11 protein-coding genes are annotated in these 14,543 nt (G+C 64.4%); 8 read left to right on the forward strand and 3 right to left on the reverse strand.

Annotation, left to right across the window (positions count from 1 at the left end):
- Positions 1-159 precede the first annotated feature (159 nt).
- From FJ423_RS05090 to FJ423_RS05110, 5 genes are all read left to right on the forward strand, one after another.
- Complete coding sequence (locus FJ423_RS05090; protein ID WP_140839765.1) at positions 160-1,191, forward strand: Gfo/Idh/MocA family oxidoreductase; 1,032 nt, start codon at positions 160-162, stop codon at positions 1,189-1,191.
- Complete coding sequence (locus tag FJ423_RS05095) at positions 1,188-2,096, forward strand: sugar phosphate isomerase/epimerase (protein ID WP_140839767.1); 909 nt, start codon at positions 1,188-1,190, stop codon at positions 2,094-2,096. The genes FJ423_RS05090 and FJ423_RS05095 overlap by 4 nt, the downstream gene beginning before the upstream one ends.
- Positions 2,097-2,198: 102 nt before the next feature.
- Positions 2,199-3,206, forward strand: a complete 1,008-nt coding sequence (locus FJ423_RS05100) for a substrate-binding domain-containing protein (protein WP_140626838.1) — start codon at positions 2,199-2,201, stop codon at positions 3,204-3,206.
- Between the two features lie 76 nt (positions 3,207-3,282).
- Complete coding sequence (locus tag FJ423_RS05105) at positions 3,283-4,074, forward strand: ATP-binding cassette domain-containing protein (protein WP_140839769.1); 792 nt, start codon at positions 3,283-3,285, stop codon at positions 4,072-4,074.
- The gene (locus tag FJ423_RS05110; protein ID WP_140839771.1) at positions 4,071-5,129 is read left to right on the forward strand and encodes an ABC transporter permease; all 1,059 of its coding nucleotides are present in this window, start codon (positions 4,071-4,073) and stop codon (positions 5,127-5,129) included. Before FJ423_RS05105 ends, FJ423_RS05110 begins: the two co-directional genes overlap by 4 nt.
- Positions 5,130-5,138: 9 nt before the next feature.
- Here FJ423_RS05110 and FJ423_RS05115 read toward each other — a convergent pair whose 3' ends face one another.
- Positions 5,139-7,778 (reverse strand): UvrD-helicase domain-containing protein, encoded by a 2,640-nt coding sequence (locus tag FJ423_RS05115; RefSeq protein WP_140839773.1) that lies wholly within the window; start codon positions 7,776-7,778, stop codon positions 5,139-5,141.
- A gap of 182 nt (positions 7,779-7,960) precedes the next feature.
- Here FJ423_RS05115 and FJ423_RS05120 point away from each other — a divergent pair, with 182 nt between their 5' ends.
- The gene (locus tag FJ423_RS05120) at positions 7,961-10,273 is read left to right on the forward strand and encodes a glucose/quinate/shikimate family membrane-bound PQQ-dependent dehydrogenase (RefSeq protein ID WP_140839775.1); all 2,313 of its coding nucleotides are present in this window, start codon (positions 7,961-7,963) and stop codon (positions 10,271-10,273) included.
- Between the two features lie 1,116 nt (positions 10,274-11,389).
- Here the strand turns inward: FJ423_RS05120 and FJ423_RS05130 are convergent.
- Positions 11,390-11,827 carry a hypothetical protein gene (locus FJ423_RS05130; RefSeq protein WP_140839779.1) on the reverse strand — a complete coding sequence of 146 codons (438 nt, stop codon included), beginning with the start codon at positions 11,825-11,827 and terminating at the stop codon, positions 11,390-11,392.
- Positions 11,828-12,067: 240 nt separating this feature from the next.
- Here FJ423_RS05130 and FJ423_RS05135 point away from each other — a divergent pair, with 240 nt between their 5' ends.
- A complete protein-coding gene (locus tag FJ423_RS05135) occupies positions 12,068-12,970 on the forward strand; it encodes a dienelactone hydrolase family protein (protein WP_140839781.1) in 903 nt (300 codons plus the stop codon).
- Positions 12,971-13,030: 60 nt separating this feature from the next.
- Here FJ423_RS05135 and FJ423_RS05140 read toward each other — a convergent pair whose 3' ends face one another.
- Entirely contained in the window at positions 13,031-13,867 is an 837-nt protein-coding gene (locus FJ423_RS05140; protein ID WP_246680090.1) for a DMT family transporter, read from the reverse strand.
- 175 nt (positions 13,868-14,042) lie between these two features.
- Here FJ423_RS05140 and FJ423_RS05145 point away from each other — a divergent pair, with 175 nt between their 5' ends.
- Positions 14,043-14,519, forward strand: coding sequence for an Lrp/AsnC family transcriptional regulator (locus FJ423_RS05145; protein ID WP_140839785.1), 477 nt, complete (start codon positions 14,043-14,045; stop codon positions 14,517-14,519).
- Positions 14,520-14,543 lie beyond the last annotated feature (24 nt).

The following is a 14,543-nucleotide window of genomic DNA, read 5'->3' on the forward strand; positions in this document are numbered from 1 at the left end:
CCGCTCAGGCCAAGGCTTCGGGACGATTTTTGCAGGCAGCCGGTTGACATTCTACGCCATCGGGTGTGTTCTCGTAAACGTTTACGGAAAAACGTTTACGGTGACGCCGTGGACGCCGTGACGTCCGGTCTGGAGGGACCGGCGGAGGAGGAGCGCTGGATGATGAGGGTCGTCCTGGCCGGGTGCGGAGCGATGAGCAAGCACTGGCTCGATGCCGTGAAGCAGATCGACGGGCTCGCCATTGTCGGCCTCGTCGACCTCGATGCCGAGCGGGCCCAGGCGAGGGCGCGCGAATACGCGCTGTCCGATGCCGTCATCGGCACCAACCTCGACGCCGTCCTCGACCAGACCAAGCCCGATGCCGTGTTCGACGTCGTGGTTCCCGCCGCACGCCGCGCAGTCGCGCTTTCGGCCTTCGCGCACGACTGCCATCTGCTCACCGAGAAGCCACTGGCCGACAGCCCCGAGAATGCGCGCGCCATCGTCGAGGCAGCGCGCAAGGCGAGGCGCATCCACGCCGTCGTCCAGAACCGCCGCTATGTCGCCAATGTCAGGCGCATCAGGCGCTTCCTGGACTCCGGCGTCATCGGTAAACCGACCAGCATCCACGCCGACTTCTTCGTCGCGCCGCATTTCGGCGGTTTTCGCGAGGAGATGGCCCATGTGCTCTTGCTCGACATGGCGATCCACACGTTCGATGCCGCGCGTTACATGGTCGCCGGCGAGCCGGCCAGCGTCTATTGCCAGGAATGGGAACCCGTGAATTCCTGGTATCGGCAGGGGTCGTCGGCCAGCGCCGTCTTCGACCTCGGCGGCGGCAAGATCTTCACCTATGCCGGCTCCTGGTGCGCCGACGGTTTCCGCACGAGTTGGGAGGGAAGCTGGCGTATCGTCGCCGAGCGCGGCAGCCTCTTGTGGGATGGCCACGACGGGCTGAAGGCGGAGGTGATTGCGTCCGGCCGCGACGGGATCATCGACAAGACCCAGCCCATCGAAGTGCCGCCGCTCGATCCCGCCGACCGCGTCGACGGCCATCTCGGCATCATCCGGGATTTCATGCACGCGATCGAGACCGGCGCCGAGCCGGAGACGCGCGGCGCCGACAACATCAAAAGCCTGGCCATGGTCTTCGGCGCCATCGAGAGCGCCGAGAGCGGGCGGCGCGTGACAATCGCCAAGGAAGCACAATGACGGCAAACCCGCTTCTCGATATCAGGATCGGCACCATGGTGCGGGCCAATCTCGAAGATCCGGCCGCATACGTCAGACAGATCCTGCCGCTCGGCTTCGAGAGCATCCAGCCCTTCTTCTGGCAGACGCTGGGCGGCAAGGACCTGAAGCGCCTGGCGGGCGAGATCCGCGAGGCGATCGGCGATGCCGATGTGACCGTGTCCTCGATCGGGGTGTTCGGCAATCCGCTCGAGAATGGAGAGGTCGATCGCGGTGTGCTGGCGGCCTGGGAGACGGTGATCGATAATGCGCATCTGTTCGGCGCTTCGACGGTGAGCGGCTTCACCGGCCGCATCCGTGGCAAGAAGCTGACCGACAGCCTGCCGCGCTTCCGCGAGGTGTGGGGGCCGCTGGCCAAGCGTGCCGCCGACAAGGGCGTGCGCATCGCTTTCGAGAATTGCGCCATGGACGGCAACTGGGCGAGCGGCGATTGGAATATCGCGCATAATCCGGACGCCTGGGAGCTGATGTTCAACGAATTGCCAAACGACAATCTCGGGCTGGAATGGGAGCCCTGCCATCAGCTTGTGTACCTGATCGATCCGATTCCGCAGATCCGCAAATGGGCGCCGCGCATCTTCCATGTCCACGGCAAGGACGCGACGGTGCGCTGGGATGTCATCCGCGAGCATGGCGTGTTCGGCCGACTGCCCTTCGTACAGATGCGCACGCCGGGTTTCGGCGACAGCGACTGGACGCGGGTGATCAGCGAGTTGCGGCTGGCCGGCTACAAGGGCGCCATCGACATCGAGGGCTGGCACGATCCGGTCTATCGCGGCGACCTCGAGATCACCGGACAGGCGCGCGCGCTCGACTATCTGAAGCAATGCCGGGGAGGGAACAGCTACCTGCCCAATCCGGCTTGAGGCCAGATTCGATGTGAGGATTGGCCGGCGGGAGGAGCCGACCGAGGACGCAGATCAATTCGAAACCCTCCATCGGGAGGGATCTAAAAGGGAGGAACGTGCATGACGACCAGAAGGACTGTTCTGCGCTCGACCGTCGTGGCGGCTGCCACGGCGCTCTGCGCCTCGATCTCTGCCTTGCCGGCGCACGCGCTCGACGCGCAATGGTGCAAGGACGTACACATCCGCTTCTTCGTCGGTGGCGCCGAGGGCGACGCCTTCGGCACCATCGTCTATAATGGCGCCAAGCAGGCGGCGGCCGATCTCGGGCCGAAGGTCGACTACATCTTCTCGCAGTGGGACGTCGAGAAGATGGTGCAGCAATTGCGCGAGGCGGTCGCGGTCAAGCCGCAGGGCATCGCAATGATGGGCCATCCGGGCGATGCCGCGATCATGCCTTTGGCCGAACAGGCGCATAAGGACGGCATCAAGATGATGTACCAGAACGTGCCGGTGCCGAAGGTGGTGGCGGCGTTCGGCGGCGGCTATGTCGGCGCGCAGCAGGAGCAGCAGGGCCGCGCGCTCGGTGTCGAGGCGTTCAAGCTCGGCAAGCTCAAGGCCGGCGACAAGGCGATCATGATCGGCCCGTTCGAGAATGAAAGCCGCGGCGCACGCGAGCGCGGCACGGTGGCGGCGCTGAAGGAGGCGGGCGTCGAGGTGATCCAGCTCTCGTCGCCGCCGAGCGGCGAATGGGCGTCGGATCCCAACCTCGCCATTCCGGTGATCACCGCGGCGCTGCTCAACCACCCCGACGTCAAGGCGGTCGGCTATCCCGGCGGCCAGATGCTCGGCAATGTCGCGACCTATATGCAGGCGGCAGGCCGCAAGCCCGGCGACATCTTCAACTTCGGCTTCGACACCAGTCCGCAGATCGTCGAAGGCTTCAAGGGCGGCTGGGTGCAACTGACGGCCGACCAGCAGCCGTTCCTGCAGGGCTATCTGCCGATTCTCAGCCTCTGCCAGCAGGTGGTGCTGGGGCTGGCGCCGATGAATGTCGACACCGGCGCCGGCTTCGTCACGCCGCAGAACTACGAGATCGTCTCAGAGCTCGCCAAGCAGGCATTGCGTTGACCTCCCAAGCCGCCGGCCGGGATTATTGCCCGGCCGGCGAGATGACCGGCAGACAGACAATTCCAGCGAGGATCGCATGGGCGAACGCATCATCGAACTGCGCGACATCAAGAAATCCTATGGCCAGGTCTATGCGCTGGGCGGGGTCAACCTCAGCGTCGACCGCGGCGAGGTGGTCGGCCTTATCGGCGACAACGGCGCCGGCAAATCGACGCTGATCAAGATCCTGTCAGGCGTGGTCAAGCCGACCAGCGGCGAGATCCTGGTGCGCGACAAGCCGGTCACCGGGTGGAGCGCGGCGCGCTCGCGCGACGCCGGCATCGAGACGGTGTTCCAGGACCGCGCGCTGGCCGTGCAGCAGACCATCGTGCGCAACATCTTCATGGGTCGCGAGTTGACCAGCTTCATGGGCTGGCTGAAGGTCGACAAGGAGATCGAGGAGGCGAGCCGGCTGATGCGCGAGATCGGCTTCACCTCGAAAGTGTTCACGCCGCACTCGATCGTCGGCCAGCTTTCCGGCGGCGAACGCCAGGGCGTGGCGATCGCACGCGCCATCTACAAGCAGGCGGAACTGATCATCCTCGACGAGCCGACCACGGCCCTGTCGCTGACCGAGACCGCCAAGGTCTTCCATTTCGTGCGCCAGGTGCGGGCGAGCGGCCGCTCGATCCTGTTCATCGGGCACAACATCCACCATGTCTTCGACATCGCCGACCGCTTCGTCGTGCTCGACCGCGGCAAGGTGGCGCTCGCGGCCGACCGCAACGAGGTCAAGTCGGCAGAAGACCTCATCAACTTCATGGAAGACGTAGCACACCCCGGCGGATTGCCGGGACTGCACGAGGGCGCGGAGCAGGGAGCGCAATGAGCAAGGCCATGGAACCCGATCTGCAAACGCCTCTGGGAACGGCAAGCGGCAAGGCAGCCAAGGGACAGGCCAAGGAATGGAGCCATCCGTCCAATCACTGGCTGCGCGGCTTTGTCCTCGACAACCGCGCCTCGCTCGGCACGCTCGCCGTGTTCATAGTCATGATGGCGGTGTTCATCATCGCCAACCCCACCGTCTTCACAACCTGGTATCTCTACAGCTCCGTGCTGACGACGCTTCCCGTCGCGCTATTCGTGGTCGTGCCGCTGGTCTTCGTCGTCACCTGCGGCGAGATCGACCTGTCATTTCCGGCGACAATGGGCTTTGCCTCCTGGGTCTTCGCGCTGGTCGTGCAGGCCGGCTACGATCCGTTTATCGGCATCGCGGCGGCGCTCGTCACCGGCACGCTGCTCGGCTTCCTGGTCGGCTCGCTGGTCGTCTATGGCGGGCTGTCGTCGCTGATCGCCACGCTCGGCATGAACTTCCTGCTGCGCGGGCTGATCCAGATCATCAACGAAGGCAAGTCGACGGCGCTGACCGGCCTTGCCGACAGCTCGGCCTACAAGATCTTCTCCAGCCAGGTCTGGGGCATCCCGGTGCAGATATTCTGGGCTATCGCCTTCGTGGTGTTCTCGGCGCTGCTCTACAACCGGCATCGTTTCGGCGCGCAGGTGAAAGTGGTCGGCGACAATCCCGACAGCGCAAGACAGATGGGTATCGACGTCAAATGGGTCCGGGTGAAGGTGTTTGTCTTCGTCGGCATCGGCGCGGCGATCGCCGGCACCTTCTCGGTGATGATCAATTTCACCTGGTGGCCGACGGCAGGCGACGGCTATCTGCTGCCCGTGCTGGCTTCGGTGTTCGTCGGCGGCACGCCGACCTGGGGCGGCATCGGCACGGTGGTCGGCGGCGCCATCGGCGCGGTCACGGTGTCGTTCATCCAGACCGGCGTGGTGGCGGCGGGCCTGAGCGGCTTCTACGTGCAGTTCTTCAACGGGCTGATCATCATCCTGTCGCTGCTCGGCCATAAGTGGAACCAGGCAAGGTACAGGTGAGGAGGCCGGTCACACCGGCGCGACAAACCCGTCCAGCACGCGCTTCTGGCCGGCCTTGTCGAAATCGATGGTGAGCTTGTTGCCGTCGATGGCCGCGATGTTGCCGTTGCCGAATTTCTGGTGGAAGACGCGGTCGCCGACATTGAAGGCGGACGGCGTGTCGGCGACGGATTTGGCGACCAGCTCGCCCTCGATGGTGCGGCCCTTCACGCTGGTGCGGCCGGCGCCGTAGCCTGAATCGGTCTCGCCATAGCCGATACGCTCGACCTGGTGGCCGGAGCGCGTGCCCCAGTTGCGGTCGGTCGCCTCGGTGCGGTTCGCCTGCGCGCGCTGCCAGCCGGGCGTGGCATAGGTGTTGGAGAAGCTGCCTTGGTCCTTGGCGCCGATATTGTCGAAGCGCGAGGCGCCGTAGGGGTTCTGTCGTCCGCCGCCGCGGCCGGAAGCAAACGAGCCGCCGCCATAGGGGTTGCCGTAGCCGCCGTAGCTGTTGCCGCTGTCGGCGATATCGACATGGGTTTCCGGCAATTCGTCGACGAAGCGCGAGGGGATCGTCGATTGCCACAGGCCGTGAATCTGGCGGTTGGAGACGAACCAGATGTGCAGGTTCTTTTTCGCCCGCGTCAGGCCGACATAGGCGAGCCGGCGCTCTTCCTCGAGGCCGGAGCGTCCGCCTTCATCCAGCGCGCGCTGATGCGGGAACAGGCCTTCCTCCCAACCAGGCAGGAAGACGGTCTCGAATTCGAGGCCCTTGGCCGAATGCAGCGTCATGATCGAGACCGCATCTTGCGATTCGCCCTGCTCGGCCTCCATCACCAGCGCGACATGCTCGAGGAAGGAACGCAGCGATTCATACTCCTCCATGGAGCGGATCAGCTCCTTGAGGTTTTCCAGCCGCCCGGGCGAATCCGCCGAACGGTCGTTCTTCCACATGTCGGTGTAGCCGCTTTCCTCCAGGATGGTCTCGGCGAGTTCGGTGTGCGGGGTGCTTTCCAGCGCCTTCTGCCAGCGCTCGAAATTGGCCGCGACCTCACGCAATGCGGCGCGCGGCTTCGGCTTCAGCTCGTCGCTTTCGGCAAGCGTCGCGGCGGCTTCCAGCATCGGGATGCGCATCGCGCGCGCCGTGTCGTGGATCTGGCGGATGGTGGCTTCGCCCAACCCGCGCTTCGGCACGTTGACGATGCGCTCGAAGGCGAGGTCGTCGCCGCCATTGGCGACGACGCGGAAAAAGGCCAATGCATCGCGGATTTCCAAGCGCTCGTAGAAGCGCGGGCCGCCGATGACGCGGTAGTTCAGGCCGAGCGTGATGAAACGGTCTTCGAAGGCGCGCATCTGGAAGGAGGCGCGCACCAGGATCGCCATGTCGTTGAGATTATGCTTCTGGCGCTGATAGGCCTCGATGGCGTCGCCAATGGCGCGGGCCTCTTCCTCCGAGTCCCAGGCGGCGTGGACATGCACCTTGTCGTCCTCGGGGTCATCGCGGTCGGTGAACAGCGTCTTGCCGAAGCGGCCCTCATTGTGGGCGATGAGGTGGGAGGCGGCGCCCAATATATGCGCGGTGGAGCGATAGTTGCGTTCCAGCCGGATGATGGTGGCCCCGGGGAAATCCTTGTCGAAGCGCAGGATGTTGTCGACCTCGGCGCCGCGCCAGCCATAGATCGACTGGTCGTCGTCGCCGACGCAGCAGATGTTGACTTTGTTCTCGCTCACGGCCGCGCGCTCGCTTCGCTCGCTGGCCTCCGCGGGGGCGGCCTGGCCGGCCGACGCCCGGTCGGGCTTGCGGCCTTCGGCCGATGGGCTGCGCCCAGAATGCGGCCTCTGCGCCAACAGCCTTAGCCACATATACTGCGCGGTGTTGGTGTCCTGGTATTCGTCGACGAGGATGTATTTGAACTTGCGGTGGTAGTCCTTCAGCACGTCCGGATAGGCGCGGAAGATGCGGATCGGGTGATAGAGCAGGTCGCCGAAGTCGCAGGAATTCAGCGTCTGCAGCCGTTCCTGGTAGGCCTTGTAGAGCTGGCGGCCCTTGCCGTTGCCGAAGCTGCGCGCATCGCCTTCCGCGATTTCGTCGGGGCCAAGGCCCTTGTTCTTCCAGTTGTCGAGCATCTGGGCGAAGGTCTTGGCCGGCCAGCGCTTGTCGTCCAACCCTTCGGCCTGGATCAACTGCTTGATCAGCCGCACCACGTCGTCGGTGTCGAGAATGGTGAAGTCCGATTTCAGCCCGGCAAGCTCGGCGTGGCGCCGAAGCAGCTTCACGCCGATCGAGTGGAAGGTGCCGAGCCAAGGCATGCCCTCGACATTGCCTTCGCCGATCAGGATGCCGATGCGCTGCTTCATCTCGCGCGCGGCCTTGTTGGTGAAGGTGACGGCCAGGATCTGCGAGGGGAAGGCCCTGCCGGTGGCAAGGATGTGGGCAATGCGCGTGGTGAGCACCCGCGTCTTGCCTGTGCCCGCGCCGGCAAGCACCAGAACCGGGCCTTCGGTCGTCTCGACGGCGAGCCGCTGCTCCGGGTTCAGGCCCTTCAGATAATCGGGCGCGCTGTTCTGCCCGCTGCGGGCGGCCATGGCGCGCGCGGCTATGCCGGATGGGGCCGCAGCGGGCCGCGCATTCGGTTCATCGAAAAAAGGCATCTCTTCGGAAAAGCCCGACATCGCCCCCGAATGTAGTGATTCGGCAGCGAAAGACCAGAACTGTCTACGTTTTGTTCTAGTTTCGCGTGTCTGGCCCCAACTTGACAGCCGGAGCGGGTGAGGGAAAGCTGCCGGCAGGGCAGGGACGGCTCGCCGTCGCCTCAGAGCGGCCGCGAAGGCGCAACAGTCGAAGGAGCACCGTCTTGGCTGTCACCATCACCTCCCTCGTCCTCTTCCTCATCGGTCTCATTCTCGGCGGCGGCGGCATCTGGCTCATCGCGCTGGGCGGCAGTTGGTACTACCTGATCGCCGGCCTGATCTTCCTGATCACCGCCTGGCTGCTTTTCAGGCGCCGGTCGACTTCGCTCTGGCTCTACGCGCTGTTCGTGCTTGCCACTTTATGCTGGGCAGTGTGGGAAATCGGCTTCGACTGGTGGCAGCTCGGCCCGCGCGGCGGCGTCATCGTGCTCATCGCCTTGTGGCTTTTGACGCCGTGGGCAAGGCGGGGGCTGCGGGGGCCGGACGGACGCGCGCCGCTGATCCTGGCCGTGCTCGCCTCGCTCGCGGTCGCCGGTTATTCGATGACCGCCGATCCCATGGATATCGGCGGCACGCTGGGCACCGAAAAGGCGGCGACGGCCGCCAATCTCGGCGGCGACATCCCGGCCGGCGAGTGGCAGTTCTACGGCCGCACGCCCTTCGGCCAGCGCTATTCGCCGCTCGACCAGATCACGCCGGACAACGTCGCCAAGCTGCAGCCGGCCTGGACCTATCGCACCGGCGACGTGAAAGGCCCCGATGATATCGGCGAGACGACCTATCAGGTGACGCCGCTGAAGATCGGCGATGTGCTGTTCATTTGCACGCCGCATAATTTCGCCATCGCCATCGATGCCGCGAGCGGCAAGGAGAAGTGGCGCTACGATCCGAAGATCAAGCTCGACCCCAACCGCCAGCACCAGACCTGCCGCGGCGTGTCCTATTATGCCGATGCCAAGATCGCCGCCGGCCAGCCTTGCGCCGCGCGCATCTATCTGCCGACCTCCGACGCCCGGCTGATCGCGCTCGATGCCGCGAACGGGCAGGTGTGTCCGTCCTTCGCCGAGGCCGGCACGCTGAACCTGATGGCCAACATGCCCTATCCGAAGTCGGGCTATTACTATTCGACGTCGGCGCCACTGATCGTCGCCGGCAAGATCATCGTCGGCGGCGCTGTCAATGACAATTATTCGACCGAGGAACCGTCCGGCGTCATCCGCGCCTTCGACGCCGGCACCGGCGCGCTCCTATGGAATTGGGATTCCGGCAATCCGGACGTGACGACGCCGCTGCCCGCCGGGCAAACCTACACCCACAACTCGCCCAACATGTGGTCGACGGCGAGCGCCGACGAGAAGCTGGGACTGCTCTACGTTCCGCTCGGCAACCAGACGCCGGACCAGCTCGGCATGGGCCGCAGCGCCAATGTCGAGAAATTCTCCTCCTCGATCACCGCACTCGATCTCAACACCGGGCAATTGCGCTGGGTGCGGCAGACCGTGCATCACGATCTGTGGGACATGGACGTGCCGGCGCAGCCGTCTTTGATAGACATCACCACCGCGAACGGCGTCGTGCCGGCGCTGGTCGGGCCGACCAAGCAGGGCGATCTCTACGTGCTCGACCGGCGCACCGGCGAGCCGATCATTCCGGTGAAAGACGTGCCGGCGCCCCGCGGCGCGATCGAGGGCGATCATGCCTCGCCGACGCAGCCGGCCTCGGACCTGTCCTTCAATCCCAAGCCGCTGACCGGTGCGGATATGTGGGGCATCACCATGTTCGACCAGCTGGCGTGCCGGATCGAATTGAAGAAGCTGCGCTATGAGGGACGCTACACGCCGCCCTCGCTGCAGGGCTCGCTGATCTATCCCGGCAATTTCGGCGTCTTCAACTGGGGCGGCGTCGCGGTCGATCCGGTGCGGCAGGTGATGTTCGGCATGCCGACCTACCTCGCCTTCACCTCGAAGCTCATCCCGCGCGCGGATGTGCCGCCGCCGGGCGATACCAAGGGCAGCGAGCAGGGGCTGAACCGCAATGAAGGCGCGCCTTACGCGGTGGTGATGGGACCGTTCCTGTCGCCGCTCGGCATTCCCTGCCAGGCGCCGCCCTGGGGCTATGTCGCCGGCGTCGACCTCAAGACGGGAAACATCGCCTACAAGCACCGCAACGGCACTGTCTACGACATGACGCCGCTGCCTTTGCCGCTCAAGGTCGGCGTTCCCGGCATCGGCGGGCCGATGATCACGGCGGGCGGCGTCGCTTTCCTAGGCGCCGCGGTGGATGACTATCTGCGCGCCTACGACCTCACCACCGGCAGGCAGCTGTGGCGGGCGAGGCTGCCGGCGGGCGGCCAGTCGACGCCGATGACCTATACGGTGGCCGACGGCCGCCAGTTCGTCGTCATCGTCGCCGGCGGCCACGGCTCGGTCGGCACCAAGCCAGGCGATTACGTGATGGCCTACACGCTGCCGAAATAGGACAAGGCGAGGCCGGCCTGCTACGAAAGCAAGAAGCCGGCCAGCAGGACGGTCAGGAGAAGCGACGCGGGTACGGCGAGAAGCCAACGAGCCTCCAGGACACTGTTCCGATAGTCTTTCATTTTCTCGCTCCAACCTTTTAAGACGGCTCCAGCGCGTAACCCGCCAGCGCTGGAGCCTCTGCTTTGTGCTCAACCGCTGTAGCGGGAGCTTCCGGCAGTGGGTCAACGGAGGGTCGGTTGGTTCGTTCCTGGCGCAAGTCCCCAGTCGGGCTATCGGTTCCGACTGAAGTCGCACATCACAAGCATTGGTCCCAAGGACGAAACATATAGCCCACTATCTCATTGTGTCCCCGACTGGCGGACATGAGTCCCTTCATCGCCAGTTTATGGATGCCCGTCACCCCCAGGATGGCGGGCATCCGTAGGGGCGGGCAGGAGGTGGACGGTGTCGATTTCCAATGAGTTGCGGGACGTGAGCATCCGTTACGAGTGCCCTAGCTGCCACTCGCCGATCCATCAAAACCGGTTCATGGTTCAAGGCGGTAAGCATCTTCAGGTACGATGACTGCAAGACCAAATTGCGCCTTGGCTACTCGGCTAAGCTGGCCCTTTCCAAAGGCACTGCCAGTCGGCGTAGGTCGGGAGCTCTCGCCGACATTTTGGACAACGGTCGCGGCGGCATCGACGTTGATGACCTGATCGCACTGTCCTTTGTCACGTCGGATGAGCGTTAAGGAAAATACGAAATGGGACCGGAGGCGTCAGCGATAATGATTTTGCTTTCGTGCAGTCCGGGGTGGGCTTGTCGGCCGCTCGAAATCGCGCCTCAAATCTACTCCGCCGATGAATGCAGAGCGGCCTTGGCGGATCGTTTGGCTAAGTCCCCTGTCGGCGAAGTTATTGGCCGATGCAGGGAGGTTGACGCCACGGTTACCGATTCGCCGCCGCCTGGATATTCCGCCCTAACAGTCACCCGAGGCACAAAAACTACGAACTATCTTGTTCCCCATAAGGTGGACTAATCGATTTCGCCGGTGGGAGGCCTTCGGTCGCCAGAAAGCGGATCAGCTTTGCCGTCGAAAGGCCGAGCCGTTCAAAACCGGTTCGGAATGCTTCAAAGCCCGAGATGACCCCGCAAGCTGGGCACCTGATCCAGCACCTGGTTGGTCAGATCAGGGCCGGCGGCAACCTCGGCCTGCTTGATCAAGGTCTCGCCGGCCTGACGGATCTGCGCCATGTCGAGGCCGGACGCCTTGAGCGCGGCGATGCCGTTGATCAGCGCGCCGGCCTTTTCGCCGAGCACGCCGCCCAGCGCGCCCTGCAGCGACGACAGAAGTCCGCCGCCCGAATTGGCCGTCGCGCCGGCGGCCATCACGTCATATTTCTGGGCCAACTCACCGGCGCCGGGGATCTGGTCGAAGAAAGACGAAATGCTGGTGCCTTCAGCCTCATGCTCGAGCACGGAAAAAATGGTGCCGACAACCTTCTCGGTGGTCGGCTCGTCGAGGCCGGCCTTCGAGGAAACGGTGTTGATGATATCCTGGATGTTCATGGCATTCCCCTTTTCGTCATTCGTTTCGGTAGGGCGCTCAGGCAACTTCACGTCCTAATGTGACAGCACCATCAAGCCTTTCGGAAATGACCAAAATGTGATGAATCGCGCTGGCTTGTCGGCGCGACGGCGGGTTGGCTCCACCAGGGTTCCGCCCATATGGGTCGTCACCGGGGCGTGACTGGACCATGCGATACTCGACCCTATCTTGCGGTCCACCGCCAACCGTCGAGGAAAATCATGACCAGCCCCGTTGCCAAGCCCGTCGTCACGCAGCCTGTCATCACGCAGGCGATGATCGATGCCTATGACGAATACACGCATCTGACGCTCGACCGCCGCCGCTTGATGGAGCAGTTGACCAAGCTGGCGGGCTCGGGTGCCGCGGCGGCGGCGATCGCGCCGATGCTGGCGGCCAATTCCGCTCAAGCGGCGATCGTCGCCGAAGACGACAGCCGCGTTAAGGGAGGGGACATCACCTATCCCGGCTCAAGCGGCGAGATGAAGGGCTATCTGGTCAAGCCCGCGAACCAGTCAGGCAAGCTCGGCTGCGTCATCGTCATCCACGAGAACAGGGGGCTGAACCCGCATATCCGCGATGTCACCCGGCGCGTGGCGCTGGAGGGGTTCATCGCGTTGGCGCCGGACTTCCTGTCGCCGCTTGGCGGAACGCCCTCCGACGAGGACAAGGCGCGCGACATGTTCACCAAGCTCGACGTGGCCAGAGTCGCCGCCGACGGCGTGGCGACGATCGCCTATCTCAAGGGCCTCAAGGACGGCAACGGCAAGGTCGGCGCGGTCGGCTTCTGCTGGGGCGGCGGCGCGGTGAACCAACTCGCCGTCCATGCGCCCGACCTCAGCGCCGGCGTCGCCTATTACGGCATGCAGCCCAAGGCCGAGGACGCTCAAAAGATCAAGGCGCCGCTGCTGCTCCACTATGCCGGGTTGGACGAACGCACCAACGCCGGCATCGACACCTACAAGAAGGCGCTCGACGCCGCCCATGTCGAATACAAGGTCTATGTCTATGAGGGTGCCAACCACGCCTTCAACAACGACACCTCGGCCGCGCGCTATGACAAGAAAGCCGCCGATCTCGCCTGGGGCCGGACAATTGCTTTCCTGAAGGAGAAACTGGCCTAAGGCGTATTGATATTCAGGTGAGCCCGGCCTGCAAACGGCCCCACCACAGCCGTCGGCAGATCATTCCTGCACCGGCTTGTGGAAGGCGACCCCGGCGATGACCAGCGCAACGCCGATGCAGTCGGTGACGCTCGGTACCTGGCGCAGCACGATGACGCCGATCAGCGTTGCGGTGAGCGGCAGGAGCGAGAGCATCAATGCGAAGCTCGCGCGCGGCAACCTCGCCATGGCGAGTTGGTCGCAGATGTAGGGGATGACCGAAGAGCAGATGCCGACGCCGATCGCGGCGCCGAGCAGCTGCGGCGACGCGAAGGCGGGCAGCGCCTCGCGAAAGCCGATGGGCAACACGATGAGGAAAGCGACCGCCATGGCGGCGCCGAGGCCGGCGATGCCGATGCCTGCCTGGGCGACGCGGTGACCGATCACGATGTAGCCGACGAAGAGGGCGCCGTTCAAAAAGGCCCAGGACAAGCCGACCGGATCGCTGGACCATTTCACGTCGATGAGAAGCAAGGTGCCGACAACGGCAACAGCGAGCGCGGCAAAGTTGCGCCGGCTGCGCAGGCCGACCAGCGCGACCGCGATCGTGCCGACGAATTCGATCGCCGCCACCAGCGAGATCGGCAACCGGTCGAGCGCCAGATAGAACGAGCAGTTCATCACCGCCAGGCAGATGCCGAATGCGAGCAGCAGAAGTCGTTGAGCGCGATCGGCGCCGGCGAAAACGCGCCAGGGCCTGGTCAATGGGGCGAAGATGAGAGCGGCGGTGGCGATGCGTAGCCAGGCCATGCCGAGCACGCCGACCTGAGCGAAAAGCAGCACGGCGAAGGCCGGCCCGAGATAATGGAACACCGCGCTGACGCAGAACCAGACATGCGGCGGCAACGCGTTGGCCATTCCAGCAAGCATGGTGGGGCCGGCGAGGGCGGGGTGCGCATCGGCGGCGGCCCGGTTTGCAGCTGGAATTTGCGTTCGCGTTTTCAAGCGAGCATTATCGCAGGCGAAACTCGCGGATTACATGTGTGATGAATGGCTTGATTGACGGTTTGCTTTCTGATGGAAGAGGTTTGGCTTGAAAAACCTTCGAAGTGAAAATGTCGATCTGGACGCGATCGATCTGAAGCTCCTGCGGTTCCTGGAAAAGGATGCGCGTATCAGCACGGCGGAACTGGCGCGCGCGGTCGGGCTGTCGGCGCCGAGCGTGGCGGAGCGCATCCGCAAGCTGCAGGATAACGGCGTGATCGAAGCCTATACGGTCAGGATCAATCCGGCTGCCCTCGGCATGAGGCTGTCGGCATGGCTCAGAATCCGGCCGGTGCCGGGACAGCTTTCCGTGGTGGCGGACATCATCCGCGAGCTGCCGGAAATCGCGCAATGCGACCGGGTAACCGGCGAGGACTGCTTCATCGCGCTCGCCCATGTCGGCTCGGTGAGCGAGCTCGAGCGGATGATCGACCGGATCATTCCCTATGCGATGACCAACACCGCCATCATCCAGTCGTCACCGGTCGAGCCGCGCTCGCCGCTGTGCGGGTTCAAGCAGCCATGATTCGGCGGTTGTGACTCGGCAGCT

It is taken from the genome of Mesorhizobium sp. B2-8-9 (assembly GCF_006439475.1).
Taxonomy (GTDB): Bacteria; Pseudomonadota; Alphaproteobacteria; order Rhizobiales; family Rhizobiaceae; genus Mesorhizobium.